At 27.8% G+C, this 16,936-nt stretch carries 18 protein-coding genes; 12 read left to right on the forward strand and 6 right to left on the reverse strand.

Annotated features, from left to right (window positions below):
- The first annotated feature begins 205 nt into the window (after positions 1–205).
- The 5 genes from G324_RS0104665 to G324_RS0104685 all read left to right on the forward strand — a co-directional run bounded on the left by G324_RS0104665 (position 206) and on the right by G324_RS0104685 (position 5,995).
- The gene (locus G324_RS0104665; protein ID WP_025725232.1) at positions 206–1,480 is read left to right on the forward strand and encodes a Y-family DNA polymerase; all 1,275 of its coding nucleotides are present in this window, start codon (positions 206–208) and stop codon (positions 1,478–1,480) included.
- Entirely contained in the window at positions 1,473–1,796 is a 324-nt protein-coding gene (locus G324_RS0104670) for a YolD-like family protein (protein WP_025725233.1), read from the forward strand. The genes G324_RS0104665 and G324_RS0104670 overlap by 8 nt, the downstream gene beginning before the upstream one ends.
- A 164-nt stretch (positions 1,797–1,960) precedes the next feature.
- Positions 1,961–2,407 (forward strand): MarR family winged helix-turn-helix transcriptional regulator, encoded by a 447-nt coding sequence (locus G324_RS0104675; protein ID WP_025725234.1) that lies wholly within the window; start codon positions 1,961–1,963, stop codon positions 2,405–2,407.
- On the forward strand, positions 2,391–4,145 hold the full coding sequence (locus G324_RS0104680; RefSeq protein ID WP_084027140.1) for an ABC transporter ATP-binding protein: 1,755 nt from the start codon (positions 2,391–2,393) through the stop codon (positions 4,143–4,145). The genes G324_RS0104675 and G324_RS0104680 overlap by 17 nt, the downstream gene beginning before the upstream one ends.
- Entirely contained in the window at positions 4,145–5,995 is a 1,851-nt protein-coding gene (locus G324_RS0104685) for an ABC transporter ATP-binding protein (protein WP_025725236.1), read from the forward strand. The genes G324_RS0104680 and G324_RS0104685 overlap by 1 nt, the downstream gene beginning before the upstream one ends.
- A gap of 11 nt (positions 5,996–6,006) precedes the next feature.
- Here the strand turns inward: G324_RS0104685 and G324_RS07715 are convergent, their stop codons facing one another.
- The 5 genes from G324_RS07715 to G324_RS0104710 form a co-directional block, all read right to left on the reverse strand.
- Complete coding sequence (locus G324_RS07715) at positions 6,007–6,711, reverse strand: TVP38/TMEM64 family protein (RefSeq protein ID WP_025725237.1); 705 nt, start codon at positions 6,709–6,711, stop codon at positions 6,007–6,009.
- 88 nt (positions 6,712–6,799) lie between these two features.
- Positions 6,800–8,020, reverse strand: coding sequence for a trans-2-enoyl-CoA reductase family protein (locus G324_RS0104695; RefSeq protein ID WP_025725238.1), 1,221 nt, complete (start codon positions 8,018–8,020; stop codon positions 6,800–6,802).
- A 133-nt stretch (positions 8,021–8,153) separates the two neighbouring features.
- Positions 8,154–8,567 (reverse strand): Hsp20/alpha crystallin family protein, encoded by a 414-nt coding sequence (locus G324_RS0104700; protein ID WP_025725239.1) that lies wholly within the window; start codon positions 8,565–8,567, stop codon positions 8,154–8,156.
- A 110-nt stretch (positions 8,568–8,677) separates the two neighbouring features.
- On the reverse strand, positions 8,678–9,478 hold the full coding sequence (locus G324_RS0104705; RefSeq protein WP_156921280.1) for a hypothetical protein: 801 nt from the start codon (positions 9,476–9,478) through the stop codon (positions 8,678–8,680).
- A 1-nt stretch (position 9,479) separates the two neighbouring features.
- Complete coding sequence (locus tag G324_RS0104710) at positions 9,480–10,046, reverse strand: LemA family protein (protein WP_025725241.1); 567 nt, start codon at positions 10,044–10,046, stop codon at positions 9,480–9,482.
- A gap of 265 nt (positions 10,047–10,311) precedes the next feature.
- Here G324_RS0104710 and G324_RS0104715 point away from each other — a divergent pair, with 265 nt between their 5' ends.
- Positions 10,312–10,878, forward strand: coding sequence for an NAD(P)H-dependent oxidoreductase (locus G324_RS0104715; RefSeq protein ID WP_025725242.1), 567 nt, complete (start codon positions 10,312–10,314; stop codon positions 10,876–10,878).
- Positions 10,879–10,927: 49 nt separating this feature from the next.
- On the opposite strand, the gene G324_RS0104720 is transcribed toward G324_RS0104715, so the two are convergent.
- A complete protein-coding gene (locus tag G324_RS0104720; RefSeq protein ID WP_025725243.1) occupies positions 10,928–11,266 on the reverse strand; it encodes a zinc ribbon domain-containing protein YjdM in 339 nt (112 codons plus the stop codon).
- Positions 11,267–11,499: 233 nt separating this feature from the next.
- On the opposite strand from G324_RS0104720, the gene G324_RS0104725 reads away from it, so the two are divergent.
- The 6 genes from G324_RS0104725 (at position 11,500) to G324_RS0104750 (ending at position 16,812) form a co-directional block, all read left to right on the forward strand.
- Entirely contained in the window at positions 11,500–11,802 is a 303-nt protein-coding gene (locus G324_RS0104725; protein ID WP_025725244.1) for a hypothetical protein, read from the forward strand.
- Between the two features lie 8 nt (positions 11,803–11,810).
- Complete coding sequence (locus tag G324_RS0104730; RefSeq protein ID WP_162146910.1) at positions 11,811–13,661, forward strand: heavy metal translocating P-type ATPase; 1,851 nt, start codon at positions 11,811–11,813, stop codon at positions 13,659–13,661.
- A gap of 69 nt (positions 13,662–13,730) precedes the next feature.
- Positions 13,731–13,964, forward strand: coding sequence for a heavy-metal-associated domain-containing protein (locus G324_RS0104735; RefSeq protein WP_025725246.1), 234 nt, complete (start codon positions 13,731–13,733; stop codon positions 13,962–13,964).
- A gap of 93 nt (positions 13,965–14,057) precedes the next feature.
- Positions 14,058–14,504, forward strand: a complete 447-nt coding sequence (locus G324_RS0104740; RefSeq protein ID WP_025725247.1) for a PTS sugar transporter subunit IIA — start codon at positions 14,058–14,060, stop codon at positions 14,502–14,504.
- An 84-nt stretch (positions 14,505–14,588) separates the two neighbouring features.
- The gene (locus G324_RS0104745; protein WP_162146911.1) at positions 14,589–15,098 is read left to right on the forward strand and encodes a hypothetical protein; all 510 of its coding nucleotides are present in this window, start codon (positions 14,589–14,591) and stop codon (positions 15,096–15,098) included.
- A gap of 100 nt (positions 15,099–15,198) precedes the next feature.
- Positions 15,199–16,812, forward strand: a complete 1,614-nt coding sequence (locus G324_RS0104750; protein WP_025725249.1) for a DEAD/DEAH box helicase — start codon at positions 15,199–15,201, stop codon at positions 16,810–16,812.
- Positions 16,813–16,936 lie beyond the last annotated feature (124 nt).

Below are 16,936 nucleotides of genomic sequence, written 5' to 3' on the forward strand. Positions count from 1 at the left end.
TACCATAAATTTATTAAATGTGTAGAATCTTTTTTATTATGAAATTATGATAAATGAAAATATAAAATTGATTAAAAATAGGTAAACATCACTACCAAGCAATTACTTGGTAAGTGGTAAAAAATGGTAACAAAATGCACTGTGTTTTCAACTTGCTTTCATCAATTTGGTTATATATAATAGAGAAACCAAAGGAGTAAAACATATGGATGAATTAAAAAAATATCAACTTCATAGAAATATTTTATGTATTGATCTTAAGAGTTTTTATGCATCTGTAGAATGCGTATTAAGAGGGTTGGATCCTTTTAATACACCTTTAGTTGTGGCTGATAAGTCTCGAGGTAATGGTTCAATTATCTTAGCTGTATCACCATATTTAAAAAATAAAGGTATTCCTTCTAGGTTAAGAATACATGAGCTACCAAAGAATAGCGAAATTATTTTTGCAAAACCTCAGATGCAAACCTATTTAGAGTATTCTGCTCAAGTAATTGGTGTGTACCTTGACTTTGTAAGTGAAGATGACCTATATGTATATTCTATAGATGAGGCGTTTTTAGATGTTACTAATTACTTAAAATACTATAATAAAACTGATCAAGAACTTGCTGAAGAAATACTTACTAAAATACTTAAAAAACTAGGCCTTACAGCCACTTGTGGTATTGGCCCCAATATGCTTGTTGCCAAACTAGCGATGGATATTAAGGCTAAAAAAAATCCAGACAATATTGCTAAATGGAACTATGAGGATATAGAAAATGAACTTTGGCCAGTAACCCCAATTGATAAAATGTGGGGGATTGGACACCGAATGATGCATCATTTAAATAAAAAAGGATTGTTTACAATTGGTGATATTGCAAAATATCCTAAAGAGAAACTAAAAAAAGAATTTGGGATTTTAGGCGAAGAGTTATGGTATCACACCCATGGCATTGATATGAGTCTTATTCAAGAAAAAGATAAATTACGAAAAAATCCAAAATCTTTTGGTATATCACAAGTATTGTTTAGAAACTATCATGCTGAAGAAATTTTAACAATTATCTTAGAAATGGTTGATGATGTAACTAGGCGCTTAAGGTTATCTAAGAAAAGATGTAAAACAATTAGTTTAACTATTGGATATACTAAAACAGTAGGTGGAGGATTTTCAAGACAAGTTACACTTGAACAAGCAACAAGTTCGGAAAAAAGAATATATCAAACATGCATTGAACTTTTTGATATGTACTATGAACCATATTCTATAAGGACTGTAGGTATACACTTATCTAAACTAGAAGATCATAAAAATTATCAATACAACTTATTTGAAGACTATGATGAAATTCAAAGAGAATATAAACTACATTCAACAATTGATAAAATCAAAGATAAATTTGGTAAAAACTCAGTAATAAGACTCGCATCAGAACAAAAACATGCCACAGCAAAACAAAGAAACAAACAAATAGGTGGTCATCATGTATAATGATAGAGGTATTATTAAATGGGCACCATTTGATGCTTTAAATGGCTTTCATGAAGCAATTTCAAACTATAAATATCAAAAAAACAAGATTGAAAAGCCCATCTTATTAGAAGATAAATTAGAACAAATGGATATGATTTTAAAAGATGCAGTTTTAGAATATAAAGAAATAGAAATAAAATATTATGAAGATGGATATATTAAAAATATATTTGGCTTCATTAGAAAACTTGATATTATTTATAAAAATATTATCTTAGATAATGGTATAAAAATTTTACTAGAAAATATAACAAATATAGAACTAATGGATTAAGAGCATTCTTTAAAAAAACTCTTAATCCATTTTTAATTGTGTGATAATTTTGTATACTTTAACACATAAAACGCTTACATATAAATATTTTTTTCAAATGTTTACAAATGCTTAAAAATACGTATAATAGTTAGGTACCTAACTAATTAAAGGAAGTGAAATTTATGCAAAATATGATTATTAAAGACTTATTCATATTAAATAATAAATTAAAAAGATTACTTGATAAAACATATCAAGTAAATGACATACGTACAGGGCAAGCAAGAGTCCTAATTTATTTATATAAAGAAAAAGAAAAACAGATATACCAAAAACAACTAGAAGAAGTATTTCAAATTCGTGGTGGTACAGTCACAGGTATGATCGATACCTTAGAAAGAGATGAGTTAATCAAGCGTACCGAATCTAATGAAGATAAAAGAAAAAAAGAAGTCATTTTAACTCAAAAAGGTATTGAAATTGCAAAAAAATCAATAAAAACAAACCAGATTATGGAATCTAAACTTTCTTCAATACTTAATTTAGAAGAAATTGAGACAATTAAAAATGTATTTCATAAAATCAACTTATGGATAGATATGGAGGAAAATAATGAAAAGACTATTTAAATATTTTAATACTGTTAAAAAAGAATTAATATTAATTCCTATATTAATTATCATTGAGGTATTATTTGAAATATTAATCCCGGTATTCATGAGTAAACTAATTGATGAGGGTATCAATGCAACAAATGAATTTGGAGTAGTTATACCAAATAAAGAACTTATATTTACTTATGGAGGGTTAATGATTATTTCTGCAATTATTGCACTATTTTTCGGTATTTTAGTGACGAAAACAGCAGCAAAAGCATCAACCGAGATTGGACATAACCTACGACAAGCACAGTTTGAAAAAATCCAAACATATTCATTTGAAAATATAGATAATTTTAAAACATCTAGTTTAATTACGCGCATGACAATGGATGTAAATATGATTCAACAAACATTAAATATGACGCTAAGAGTAGCTTTAAGATCACCAGCACTCATCGTGTTTTCAGTTTTAAGTATTGCCTTATTTGCTTCTAATTTAGCAGCAATATTTGTTTTAGTAATACCAATATTAATTATAGGATTTTATTTTATTTTGACCAGAGCACATAAATATTTCGTACAAATGTTTGATAGATTAGATAATCTAAACTTAACAATCCAAGAAGATTTAATAGCTATACGAACAGTAAAATCATTTGTTAGAGAAGATTATGAGTCGAAAAGATTTGAAAAAGCCACATTAAATGTTAAAGATGTATCAATAAGAGCTGAAAAAATTATTATATTTAATAGACCATTAATGCAATTTTCAATTGGATTAAGTTTTATACTTATAGGCTTTTTTGGATCACGTATGATAAGTGTAGGCGGATTAACTGAAGGTCAGTTTGCTAATACAATTACATATGTTAATCAAGTTTTATTCAGTCTAATGATGATTAGCCAAATATTTTTAATGTTTGCAATGTCACGTGCATCAATTGACCGTATTAATGAAGTACTGAATGAAAAACCATATTTAAATAATCCTGAAAATCCAATATATGAAATTGAAGACGGATCATTTAAATTTGAAAATGTTTCATTTAAATATGGTAAGGATAATAAAAAACATGTACTTCAAGATGTAAATTTAGAAGTTAAGTCTGGATCTTTTATTGGAATATTTGGTTCAACAGGAACAGGTAAATCAACGCTTGTTCAGCTACTTGCAAGATTATATGATGTGACAGAAGGTTCAATTTATGTATCCAATAAAAATATTAAGTCATATGATTTAGACACACTTAGACAAGAAGTTATTTTAGTCCTACAAAAGAATGTATTATTTAGTGGTACTGTAAAAGAAAATATTAAATGGGGAAAAAAGGATGCTACAGATGATGAGGTCATTTCAGCACTTAAAAAAGCTCAAGCTTATGATTTTGTCAGTCATATGGATAAAGGATTAGATAGTTATATTGAACAAGGTGGTATCAACTTAAGTGGTGGACAGCGCCAAAGATTAACAATTGCTCGTGCACTTATTGCTAATCCTAAAATATTGATTTTAGATGATTCAACATCAGCTGTAGATACTAAAACAGATGCACTAATAAATGATGCTTTAGATAAAGAAACACCAGATATGACTAAAGTAGTTATTAGTCAAAGATTATCATCCATTGAACATGCAGATATGATTATTTTAATGGATGATAAAGGTATAAATTCAATAGGTACACATAATGAATTACTTGAAAAAAATGAGATGTATCGTTCGATTTATAAGGCTCAAATGGAATCAAAGGCGGTGGATCAATAATGAATATAAAACCTAAAATGAAAAGATCGGAAACATTAAAAAGATTACTAAAAATGGTTTTTATACCAAATAAATTTAAAATAGTACTAGTAGTTATATTTATGATGATTGCTACATTTGCCAATGTAATGGGATTATCAAGTCTACAAAATGTATTAGATGAATCATTATCTTTATTTGAAAGTGGTAGTCCAGACTTTAGTGGTGTTACAAAACTTTTATTATTAATGGCTTTTTATTATGTAACGAATATTACATTTACTTTTATTCAATTAAGAATGATGGTCAATATTAGTCAGGATAGTCTAGTAAATTTAAGAACAACCTTATTTAATCATATGATAGATTTACCATTAAGTTACTTTGATACAAATAAGCATGGTGACATTATGAGTCGCTATACAAATGATATTGATGCAACAAGACAAATGATTGCACAAAGTCTACCTCAAATGTTAGCGGCAGGATTATTATTAATTGGATATTTTATTGCAATGGTTTATACATCTTGGATACTTTCAATATTTACACTAATATTTACAATGATACTTCTATATACTACTAAAAAAATAATCAAAAAAAGTAGAAGATATTTTATTGAACAGCAACAAAATGTAGGTAGATTAAATGGTTATATTGAAGAGATGATTGAAGGACAAAAAGTTATTAAAGTATTTAGACATGAAAAAGAAGTTGTAGAAGGATTTAGTAAAATTAATAATGACGTTAAAAACTCTGCAAGAATTTCTATGTCTCGAAGTGGTATGTTAATTCCAATTTCAATTAATCTTGGTTTCTTAGGATTTGCAATCATAGCAATTCTAGGTGGAATTCTTGTATTAAACAATCAATTAGGTGTGTCAAGTTTAGTTTTATATCTTATTTTCACAAGACAATTTATGGGTCCTTTAAATCAAATTGGTCAACAATTTAACTTTGTACAAATGGCATTAGCTGGTGCATCACGCGTATTTGAAGTCCTTGATATGGAAAAAGAAGTAGATTTAGGTACTACAACACTAGTTTATGTCAAAGAAGATGATAATAAAAAATTGATTGAAACAAATGAAAAAACGAACAAACAAGCTTGGAAAACAAAGGATGGACTCATACTTTTAAAAGGTGATGTCAGGTTAGAAAATGTAGATTTTGGATACACAAAAAACAAAAAAGTTTTAAAAAATATTTCAGTATTTGCAAAACCAGGACAAAAAATTGCTTTTGTAGGATCAACAGGAGCCGGTAAAACAACAATTACAAATCTTATTAACCGTTTTTATGAAATTGATGAGGGTGTCATAACATTTGATGGTGTTGATATTAAAACAATCAAAAAATCAGCTTTACGAAGTGCACTAGCTATTGTATTACAAGATACGCATTTATTTCAGACTACAGTTAAAGAAAATATTCGATATGGAAAACTTGATGCTACAGATGAAGAGGTTATTGCTGCAGCTAAACTTGCAAATGCACACGAATTTATTATGAAACTACCTAATGGTTATGATACATTAATTACTGATGATGGTAGTAACTTAAGTCAAGGACAAAGACAATTACTCTCAATTGCTCGTGCAGCAATTTCAAATCCACCTGTATTAATACTTGATGAGGCAACCTCTTCAATTGATACATATACAGAAAAATTAATCCAAGATGGAATGGATAAACTAATGGATGGTCGAACAGTATTTGTAATTGCTCATAGATTATCAACAATTAGAAATTCAAAAGCAATTATACTGTTAGAAAATGGTTATGTGAAAGAACGTGGAAATCACGAAGATTTAATTGATCTTAAAGGGGTATATTTTGAACTCTTCACAGGAGCTTTTGAACTCGAATAATTAAAATGGTTCTAATTTTTATTAGAACCATTTTTTTTGTTTATTTTATCAATGAAACTATCCCAATGTCTTAAAATATATTGACCAATAAAAATGATTAATAGATAAATAGCTATCCAAATAATAATTCCCCAAACTGTATTTAAAGGAATTAATATTGTACCATAGGCAGTTAAATAAATTGGGATAGTGCGAGTAATTAAAAGAGTAATGATAAAAAAGCTTGTACGCATTGGTGTGATACCAGAAATCATGCATAATACATCATCAGGAAAGCCTGGTAGTAGCATCATTAAGAAAAATACAACATTTTCACGACCATTTAATTGTTCTAGTTGTTTTTCTAATCTTTCTTTTCCAATTAAAAAATAAAATAGTTTTTTACCAAAAATGCGTCCTACATAAAAACTTAATAAACTACCAATTAAAACACCAATGATTGCAAGATTTGATGCTTCAAATGGACCGAAAATGTAACTTCCTGCCATGATGGTAGGTATATTTGTAATGGGTATGATTGTTGTTTGTAGAAAATTAATTGCAATATAAATGAACTTACTTAAATTTTCATTAAGTAATATATATGCCTTAATGAGTTCAACATCATTAATATATGTATAAAGATCATATTTTAAAAATAAATATAGTAAAAGACCAATAATAAGGAATAAGATAAGTGTTGTAATTAATATTCTTTTTTTATAGTTTTTTGGCATTTTTAACTCCAAATATATACTAAGTATCTATGCGTATTATATTACAAAACTATAATATTATGTAAATAAATAAAAAACCTCTTAAAAATTAAGAGGTTACAAGGTTAATATAATTGTTTGTTTTATAGTTTTCAATAAGTTTTTCTAAATCAACATCTAATTCTTCATTAATTCCATCAACTGAAAAACCGTTAATATTGTAAAATTCCTTTATAAATAGTTTTGTACCTTCTAGTTTTAAGAATTCAGGTGTGATATCTTTATGCATAAGTTCATGGATATCATTTTGTATTGGTTCTTTCATTTCCATATGATCAAGACGAATACGACCTAAATCATCTAATATTCTTTGATTACCGTAAACCATATCTTTAAACAAGCGATGTTTATGTTCTAAAGTTGTTTCATGAGTTTTATTTTTAAGCATTTCATCAAATAAATATGAAACGTAAATTGGCATTTGAGGAATAAAAACAGATGCTTTTGAAACAATTGCTTTACTAGATGATATCAAAGATTCCCCTTGATACTTTTCTTTAAGCATTTTATTCATAATCTCTGACTTCAATTCTAAGTCTTCTTTAGCCTTACCTAAAGTACCAGAACGGTAAATTGCATCAGTATTCTTACCACCAATATAAGTATAAGAAATTGTTTTAAAGTTTTGTGCTAATGCACCATTTTTTTCAAGGAAGGTTACCCAATCATACCAATCACCACCTCCCATAACAAAAACAGTATCATTTGTTTCAGATTCTGTTGCAGGTTCAACAGTTAAAGGTTCAACTTGCATCGATTTTATATCGATTGTACGACCAACTGCAGGACTACCTAAAGGTTTAATGGAAGAACGAACCATATCACCTGTATCAATATTTTTTCTTACACCGGAAGCTAGTGAATAAATGAGTAAGTCTATCTGACCAAATTCCTTTTTAATTGTTTCTAGTATTGTCTGCTTGGTTTCTAGTAAGAATGCATCAGCATTAAAATCTATATGTTTAGTATTTAAATTTTTAACCTCATCTTGGAAAAATAAATTATTCCAAAAACCTGCAGAACCTGTTTTTGATCCCTTTGGTTGACTTTCAAATGAAACGTTAATAGTATGAGCATTTGCACCGAATGCTAAACTTATTCTTGAGGCAAGACCATATCCAGAAGAACCACCGATGATTAATACATTTTTTGGTCCCTTAAAAGGTTCTAAATTTTTAACATCTTTAATATAGTTTTTAATCATTTTTTGAACACCCAGTGGATGTGCGTTTGTAAAAAAATTGCTTCTAACTGAAGGTTTAATTATCATTTTTAAAATCATCTCCTAAAATTATTTTGAATATCAAATCTATTTATATATTATACATGAAAATAGTTTTATTACCTCATATAAACAAAAAAAGAGAACCAAAAAATTATTCTTGGTTCTCAAAAAATTCTTGTTACTTAATCTCTAAGTAACGTTTTTCAGGTTCTTTTTTATTTTCTTTTGGAATATCTAAATGAAGAATGCCATTTTTAAACTCACCCTTGATATCATCAAGTGTTAGATTACCTACATAGTAACTGCGTTGCATAGATCCATAATGTCTTTCTCTTTTGATGAATCTACCATCCTTAGCATTATCTTCAGTAGTTTTATCTGTGGTTGCCTCAATGATTAGATATCCATTATCAAGACTAACCTTCACATCATTTTTATCAAATCCAGGAAGTTCAACGGACAATTCGTAAGACTTGTCTGTCTCTTTAATATCGGTTTTCATCAAATTTGATGATAAACCTGGATTTAATAATTTAAAATCTTCAAAGAAGTCATCAAAGAACCCTCTATTTTGTCTAGATAGATTGAACATAAAACTCACTTCCTTATTTATTATTAGATCAGGACTCCTAATCCAATAATAGTATATCAAATAAAATTAGCACTGTAAAGTGGTGAGTGCCAATTGTGATAAAAATAACATTATCTTCTAAAAAAGTAACCTAAAGATTTACCGCCTCCACCTTTGATTCTGCTAGAAGAACCAAGGAAGAAAATTGGTAATAAATATGTAAAAGAACCGCCAAATAAAATAGTAGAAATAATAATTAACCAAAACCAAAATGAATCTAACTTAAATGAATCATTATTTCTTGGTATCGGATCTATATAATCAAATTGAATAGCTCTATATTCATCCATAAAAGATTCAAAGTCATAAGAATCATAATCGTAAATATTTAAATATATATAAGAAAGTAATCCATAATAAAGTGACATAATCTTCATATCATAATCACTATTTGAGATTGTAGCATCATCAAAGTAAGTAGTAACTAAATTTGATGCCTCAAAAGCTGATAAATATCCCATCATTTGCTGACCAATTTCAAATATTAAATCCTTATAAATATAATTATCATCAACTTTTTCAAAAATAAATATAATTAGAATGCCCATATTATTTTTACCAATTTCCCAATCGTTAAATATTTGAGTGGAATTTAAATTAAAACTATCCTCAATATGCGTCATAATTACAACTTGAGCACCACGAATGTTAGATGGAATATCGGTATTATTAGAATCACTATACAGTTCATAACTATAGTTAAAAATTGACCAACTTGTTGCATTTAGTAAAATGTTTTCTTCATCATAAACATAAAAAAGCTCAGATGGTTCCAAGGTGTTTGATTTTTCTATACAAGAACTTAATATAACTAAACTTATAGTTAATAATAAAAGCAAACTATAACGTATAAGTATGTATATGTTTTTCATATTAGTTAAATGTAGGTAGTGGTGTATTATAATGACTTACTTCATAAGGCACCATTTTAGTTTGGTTACCTACAAAAATATTGTTTGGAAAAGTTTTAATATGGTTATTATAAGATGTGACTGAAGTGTTAAAAACTACAATTGAATTTAAAACCATATTTGTTGAGGCATTAAATTCTGAGATTGCATTTTGATATAAATTAACTGTGTTATATGAAGATGGATTATCTTCCATATAACTCATTAAAGTAATAAAAGTTTGATCAATTGTTTCTATGGTTTCATCAATGGTGTTTTGATCATTTTCTGCTAATGCATTAGCAAAAGCAATACGAGCAGAAATGATTGTATCTAAATAACCTTGTACAGTTTGATTTGCACCCTCAATTGCATCAATCATCATACCCATTTTTTCGTAGCGAGATGAAAGTACAGCAAGCACAGTACCACGTTTTTCTATTAAATCATTTTCTTTTCTAATTAGCCCGTTATAAGCGCTAATCCATAAAACTGATACAAAAATAACTAGTACAATAAAAACTCCTAAACCAACGTATAATTTTTTCAAAAGACTCTCCCCCTTTATATAAAAATTATTACAATTTAATTATAAAACTATGTAAAAAAAAATACTTAATAATTGCATTATTGCATAATTTACATAATCATAACTATGAGTGCAGGTTACTTTCAAATATGAGTATATTGAAGTAAACTTATTATATAAGGATACATTTCATACGCTTAAAATCAGGTAGTTTATCCAGTTTATTATTAGTACGTATATTTTTATGTGTCTTTTATAAAAAAATGAAAATAAAAGGAGAAAAATAATGAGAACACTTATTATTTATGCCCACCCATGGGAAAAAAGTTTTAACCATCATGTTTTAGAAACAACTACTAAGTTGCTAGAAGAAAAAGGTCATGAGGTTGATATTATCGATTTAAACAAAGATGGATTTAATCCGGTAATGCGTCAAGAAGATTTAAAGGAATTTGCTAAAGGAGAATACGCTGATAAATTAGCAGGACATTATGCTGCAAGATTAAAAGGAGCAGATGAACTGGTGTTTATATTCCCTATTTGGTGGTATGGTGAACCTGCAATCTTAAAAGGATTTTATGAAAAAGTATTCTTAAAAGGACACACATATAAAGAAAAAGATAGAAAATTAGTTGGTGTATTAGGTGTGAATAAAGCAACTATACTTACAACAGCAAACATTGATAAAACAATCTTTTCATATTTAGGTGATCCAATTCAAAATGTTTTAGCTAATGGTATTTTAAAAACAATTGGTGTGACAAATGTTACATGGTTACATTGCCCTACTGTTCACATTGAAGAATCAAGAATTAATTATTTAGCTGAAATTAATGCACATTTTTCTAAATAAGACTATAAAAAAATCGTAAGTAGAAGTTTTATTCTTCTTACGATTTTTTTTATTGATTAGCTTTTTTAACAAATTCAGATTTTAATTTCATCTGGCCAAAATCTTTAATTTTACAATCGATATTATGACCATCACTTGCATTAAGTACCAATCGAATGTTTGATACCTTCGTGCCTTGCTTAATAACTTGACTAGAACCTTTAACCTTTAAATCATTAATAACAAAAACATCATCACCATCTTTTAATTCGTTATTATTACTATCTAGAACAAGTTCGGTTGAATCTTTTTCAATTTCATTTGGATCCCACTCAAATTGACATGCACTACATACTATTTTTCCATTATCTTCGTAAGTATATTCAAATCCACAACTTATACATTTCATATATTTACCTGCCTTATTAAAATTATATAGACTATTATATCATATATATAATGATGGCTTTTAGAAGCCGTAAGTTTATTATAAACGCAATAAAGGAAGAATAAATTATTGATATATTTCTATAATCTATATAAATAGTCCATTATGATATTGATTTTATTGATTTAAATCAATTTTTAATTATTCTTAAACATATATAATGAAGGTACAATAAAGAAAAGAGGATATAAAATATGAAAATAAATAACGAATTTAGAAATGATTTAGATCTATATTTAGCTAAATTGGGCATGTATGTTCCAATTGTAGCAAGAGTACACGGTAAACATCATCCGCAAATTTATAAAGTAAAAGATATATTTGAAGTAATTGTTTCTAAAACAGATAAAGGAATTAGTGATATAAATTTAGATGAAGAATTTAATCAGTTAAAAGAAATTACTCATAATTATTTAGTTCCAAATGATGTATGTGAAAGTTACGAGGCTGTATACAATATGCTTCAAACATTAAATAATAGTTATGATAAAAGGTAGGTATCTTTATGCAAAGATTTATATTTAAACAAAAAAATAAAATCATGTTATTAAGCTTTTTGCTGATTGTTACAGGTTTTATTGCCCACTACGGATTTAGTAATCAGTTAGTATTTGAAATAACATTTATAATTGCCTCAGTTATAGGTCTTTTACCAATAGCGCTTCAAGCATATAGTGCATTAAGAGTAAAAGTTGTAAGTATTGATTTACTTGTAACGATTGCAGTTATTGGTGCATTCATTATTAAAGAGTTTGAAGAATCAGCAATCGTTACATTCTTATTTTTATTTGGTGCTTATCTAGAACAAAGAACATTAACTAAAACAAGACAAGCAATAAAGAAACTTACTGAAATGGCTCCAGAAAGTGCACTTAAATTAGAAAGTGATAATGAGTTTTACGAAGTTGATGTTGATGAGGTTGAAGTTGGTGATGTATTACTTGTAAAAACTGGTGCTAAAGTTCCTGTTGATGGTGAAGTTATTAAAGGTAGTGGTTATATTAATGAAGCAAGTATTACAGGAGAGGCAAACCCAGTAAAAAAAGATATTAAAAGCTTTTTATATGCGGGTACGATATTAGAAAATGGAACAATAGAAATGATTGCACAAAAAGTTGGTGAAGATACAACTTTTGGTAAGATAATTCATTTGGTTGAAGAAGCGCAAGATTCTAAATCTGAGGCAGAAAAATTTATTAATAAATTCTCTAAATATTACACACCATTTGTATTACTATTTGCACTTATTGTATATCTAATTACATTCGATGTAGCTTTAGCAATTACAATTCTTGTCTTAGGTTGCCCTGGTGCACTTGTTATTGGTGTTCCAGTATCACATGTATCAGGAATTGGTAATGGTGCAAGAAATGGTATTTTATTAAAGGGTAGTGAAGTCATAAGTGATTTTAGTAAAACAGATACAATTGTATTTGATAAAACAGGAACACTAACGATTGGTCACCCCGAGGTATCAGAAGCTATATATTATAATAATAACGATTCAGAAATTGACACAATAATTTATAATATCGAAAAAACATCAGATCATCCACTTGCGAAAGCTATCATTAACCATTTAGGTACTAAAGATAATATAAATATTCATAAAACAGATGTTGTTAAGGGTGGTGGTATCATTGCAACCCTTGATAAAAAGAAAGTGTTTTTAGGTAATTTAAAACTAATAAATGATCAAAACATACATGTATCTACAAAGATTAGTGAAGATATAAAAAGATTAGAAAAACAAGGACATTCGATAGTTATTACTGCCATTGATGATGAAATTGTAAGTCTTATCGGTATTAAAGATAAAATCAGACCAGAATTATTAAAAAATTTGAGAAAAGTTAAAAAAATGGGTATTAAAAACCTAATCGTATTATCAGGTGATAACCAAGGTACAGTTGATATGGTCGCAAATGAATTAGAACTATCTAAAGCTATTGGAAATATGCTACCTGAAGATAAGGCAGAATATATAAAGAAACTTCAAAAAGAAGGTCATATTGTAACATTTGTTGGTGACGGTATTAACGATAGTCCATCTTTGGCACTTGCTAATATTGGTATTGCAATGGGTGGTGGTACGGATGTTGCAATTGAAACATCTGATGTTGTCTTAATGAATGATGGTATCAATAAATTACCACATGCTCTTTTATTAACTAAAAAAATCAAACGAAATATGATCCAAAATATAGCAATAGCAATTGGAGTTGTTGCAGTCTTGCTATTAAGTTTATTTATTGGTGATTGGTTAAATATGCGTATTGGTATGTTAGTACATGAAGCAAGTATCTTAGTAGTAATTTTAAATGCAATGAGATTATTAAGATATAAAAAAAATTGATTTAAATCAATGATTTATATAGAATAATGAATTAAACTATATATGTAAAAAAATAAGGAGAGAATAAAAATGAAAAAAACTACAATTCAACTTGAACAACTTACATGTCCATCATGTCTACAAAAAATTAACAATGCAGTAAAAGCTCTAGACGGTGTTGATAAAGAATCTGTGAATGTTTTGTTTAATTCGAGTAAAGTTAAACTAAATTTCGATAGTTCGAAAATTGATATAAGCAAAATTGAATCATCCATATCAAAACTTGGATATGAAGTCATAAAATCACAAACTAAAGATTTATAATTTAATTATGAAATATCACTTTCATAAATATCAGTTGACATGTGAGATAATATAATATATAATTTTCGAAGATTAAACTAATACGGGGTATTTATGAATTTATTTAAAATTGAACATGTTATTACAAATTTAAAAGTAGAAAACAAAGATCAATTATTTGATTATATATCTACAAAATTTAAATCACTTGAGCGTATAACCTCTAGTGCAGATTTTAAAAAAGCACTTGAAAAACGTGAAAGTGAAATTACAACAGGGCTAGGTGATGGTCTTGCAATACCTCATGCGTTACATACATCTGTCTTATTCCCATCATTATTATATATTAGACTAGAAGAACCACTGGCATACAACTCACTTGATGATAAACCAGTAAAAGAAGTCTATGCGATTGCAATGCCTAACAGTTTCCAAAAAGAACATTTAGTATTGCTAAGTAAAATAGCTAATATTTATTTAGATGAAGAAAAAAAGTTAAAACTTAACGAATCTGAAAATATTGAAAACATATTTAAGATTATTGAAGAATCACTTAAATAACCAAAAAGCCTTATAAATTACCGTTTATAAGGCTTTTCTTATTTTGCTATGTTAAAATAATTCTTGAGGCAGGTGAGCTATATTATGAGAGTAGAATTATGGTTTGATTTTAATAAAGATACACTAGAAACATTAACCAATTTAGATGAGGCAATCAACTGTTTTTATCATAAATCGAAGGTGGATGTATTATTTAGATCACTACCTCAGTCTGAATCAAACTATTTGTTCCATGAAGCATTTCAATATGGGAGACGTAAGGGTCTAGGTTGTAATTATTTGAAAACTATTTTTGAAATATATTTTTCAAATAGTGACCTATTATCTAGTATTGATACGAAATTAAATCACTTTAATTTAAACCTAGCCGACTTAAAATCAAATTTATTACATGAAAAAAGTAAAAAAATTGTTCTAAATCAGTTAGAACACGCACATTTACAAAAAATAAGTGTTGCTCCAACAATCACCTTTAGTCATGGCTTTAGATTAATTGGTAAAAAAGACATCAATGAAATCAAAAAAACATTAGTTATGATGTATGAAAAAGACTCAGGAATTAAATATTGTATTGAAGAGGATTGTGAAAGATGATGTGAAAATCATCTTTCATTGTAAATAGTTAACAAAAATATCAATAAAATGGTATACTTGTTAAGGCTTATAAAACAAGAAAAGAAATAAGGAATAATAAATGTCAAAACTATTTAATGATTTACCAATTTTAGAAACAACAAAAGAAGCTTTAAAACAATTAGGCTTTGAAGAGGCAACACCAATTCAAGAGCAAGCAATCCCTAAAATGATTGAAGGATTAGACCTAATTGGACAAGCTCAAACAGGTACTGGAAAGACCTTTGCTTTTGCGATACCTATGGTCGAAAATACAGATACCGATCTTAGACAAACACAAGGCTTAATACTAACTCCAACAAGAGAATTAACCATACAAGTATACAAAGAAATATTGAAACTAGTTAAATTTTACCCATCACTTCGTGTAACTACAATTGTTGGTGGAGAATCTTATGATAAACAATTTAAAGAATTAGCTAAAAAACCACACATTATTGTTGCAACACCTGGTCGTATTATTGACCATATTGATCGTGGTACGGTAGATTTAAGTTTCATTAAAACATTAACACTTGATGAAGCGGATGAAATGTTAAAAATGGGTTTCCAAGAAGATATTGAACGTATCTTACAAACAACACCCGCTGAAAGACAAACTGTACTATTTTCGGCAACAATGCCACCATTCATTAGAAAAATAGCAAAAAACTATCAAAGAAATCCAGAAATTATCAAAGTTGAAGCAAAAAGTTTAACTGTTGATCGTATTATGCAAGGATACTATCTTGTAAAAGAAAAAGATAAAATTGAACTATTAAAACGTCTACTTGACTATGATAGACCACAAACAGCAATTATATTTGTAAACACTAAAGCTGGTGTTGATCGTATTGCAAGTAATCTTCAAGAAGCAGGGCTTACTGCTGATGCACTCCATGGTGATTTAAAACAAACACAAAGAAACTATGTAATGAGCCGTTTTAGAAATAAACAACTATCTTTATTAATTGCAACAGACGTAGCTGCTCGTGGACTTGATGTGGATGATGTAGAAGTAATTTATAACTTTGATTTACCACAACAAGATGAAATCTATGTTCACCGTATTGGTAGAACAGGGCGTGCAGGTAAAAAAGGTAAAGCATATACATTTGTCACACCATCTAAAAAACGTATGATTGATATTTTAGCTAACTATACAAAAGCTGAAATTAAAAAATTAAATCCACCAACTGCAGATGAAGTTTATAAACAGCAATTAAAACAATTTAAACAAGAATTAAAGCACAGTCTAAAAACAGAACAAGCAAACAATTTAGAACTTATTGCAGATTTATTAAATGATGAAACAACTAAGGATCATTTATTAAATTACTTCTTAAATCAAGTCATTCCAGTTAAGAAAAACTATGAAACTATTGAAGAAATTCCTGAAAAACAATCTAGAAGAGATAGAGATAGTAGATCAAATGATACGAAATCCTCAAGTAATAGAGGTGGCGGTAAATATGTTGACTTTAATCTTAACTTAGGTAAAAATGACGGATTAACCCCACAAGTTTTATTTAAATTCTTAGAAAAAGAATATGGAATTTACTCTAAAAATATTGGTGATATTAAACACCACAAGAATGAAACAGTATTCGGTTTAAATAAAGAAGCATTAAAACGCCTCAATACAAAAAAAGATATTGTATATAAAGGTAAAAAAGTAAAAGTAAATCAAATTTAGAAAATAGCGATAATTCGCTATTTTTTTTATATCAGAATAAAAATAGTCTAACGAATTTATATATACATATAATATAAACAAAATAATGCAATTTATAAGAATAAATGATACAATAAACTAGAAT

Origin of the sequence: Acholeplasma granularum ATCC 19168, assembly GCF_000526235.1 — a bacterium.
GTDB lineage: Bacteria > Bacillota_I > Bacilli_A > Acholeplasmatales > Acholeplasmataceae > Acholeplasma > Acholeplasma granularum.

What these genes read in the sequence shown, in the direction of transcription:
- G324_RS0104675 (WP_025725234.1), top strand. Translation starts at nt 1,961, where the DNA reads ATGCAAAATATGATTATTAAAGACTTATTCATATTAAATAATAAATTA.
- G324_RS0104670 (WP_025725233.1), top strand. Translation starts at nt 1,473, where the DNA reads ATGTATAATGATAGAGGTATTATTAAATGGGCACCATTTGATGCTTTA.
- G324_RS0104705 (WP_156921280.1), bottom strand. Translation starts at nt 9,478, where the DNA reads ATGAAAAACATATACATACTTATACGTTATAGTTTGCTTTTATTATTA.
- G324_RS0104740 (WP_025725247.1), top strand. Translation starts at nt 14,058, where the DNA reads ATGAATTTATTTAAAATTGAACATGTTATTACAAATTTAAAAGTAGAA.
- G324_RS0104725 (WP_025725244.1), top strand. Translation starts at nt 11,500, where the DNA reads ATGAAAATAAATAACGAATTTAGAAATGATTTAGATCTATATTTAGCT.
- G324_RS0104680 (WP_084027140.1), top strand. Translation starts at nt 2,391, where the DNA reads ATGAAAAGACTATTTAAATATTTTAATACTGTTAAAAAAGAATTAATA.
- G324_RS0104730 (WP_162146910.1), top strand. Translation starts at nt 11,811, where the DNA reads ATGCAAAGATTTATATTTAAACAAAAAAATAAAATCATGTTATTAAGC.
- G324_RS0104685 (WP_025725236.1), top strand. Translation starts at nt 4,145, where the DNA reads ATGAATATAAAACCTAAAATGAAAAGATCGGAAACATTAAAAAGATTA.
- G324_RS0104700 (WP_025725239.1), bottom strand. Translation starts at nt 8,567, where the DNA reads ATGTTCAATCTATCTAGACAAAATAGAGGGTTCTTTGATGACTTCTTT.
- G324_RS0104735 (WP_025725246.1), top strand. Translation starts at nt 13,731, where the DNA reads ATGAAAAAAACTACAATTCAACTTGAACAACTTACATGTCCATCATGT.
- G324_RS0104715 (WP_025725242.1), top strand. Translation starts at nt 10,312, where the DNA reads ATGAGAACACTTATTATTTATGCCCACCCATGGGAAAAAAGTTTTAAC.
- G324_RS07715 (WP_025725237.1), bottom strand. Translation starts at nt 6,711, where the DNA reads ATGCCAAAAAACTATAAAAAAAGAATATTAATTACAACACTTATCTTA.
- G324_RS0104720 (WP_025725243.1), bottom strand. Translation starts at nt 11,266, where the DNA reads ATGAAATGTATAAGTTGTGGATTTGAATATACTTACGAAGATAATGGA.
- G324_RS0104745 (WP_162146911.1), top strand. Translation starts at nt 14,589, where the DNA reads ATGAGAGTAGAATTATGGTTTGATTTTAATAAAGATACACTAGAAACA.
- G324_RS0104695 (WP_025725238.1), bottom strand. Translation starts at nt 8,020, where the DNA reads ATGATAATTAAACCTTCAGTTAGAAGCAATTTTTTTACAAACGCACAT.
- G324_RS0104750 (WP_025725249.1), top strand. Translation starts at nt 15,199, where the DNA reads ATGTCAAAACTATTTAATGATTTACCAATTTTAGAAACAACAAAAGAA.
- G324_RS0104665 (WP_025725232.1), top strand. Translation starts at nt 206, where the DNA reads ATGGATGAATTAAAAAAATATCAACTTCATAGAAATATTTTATGTATT.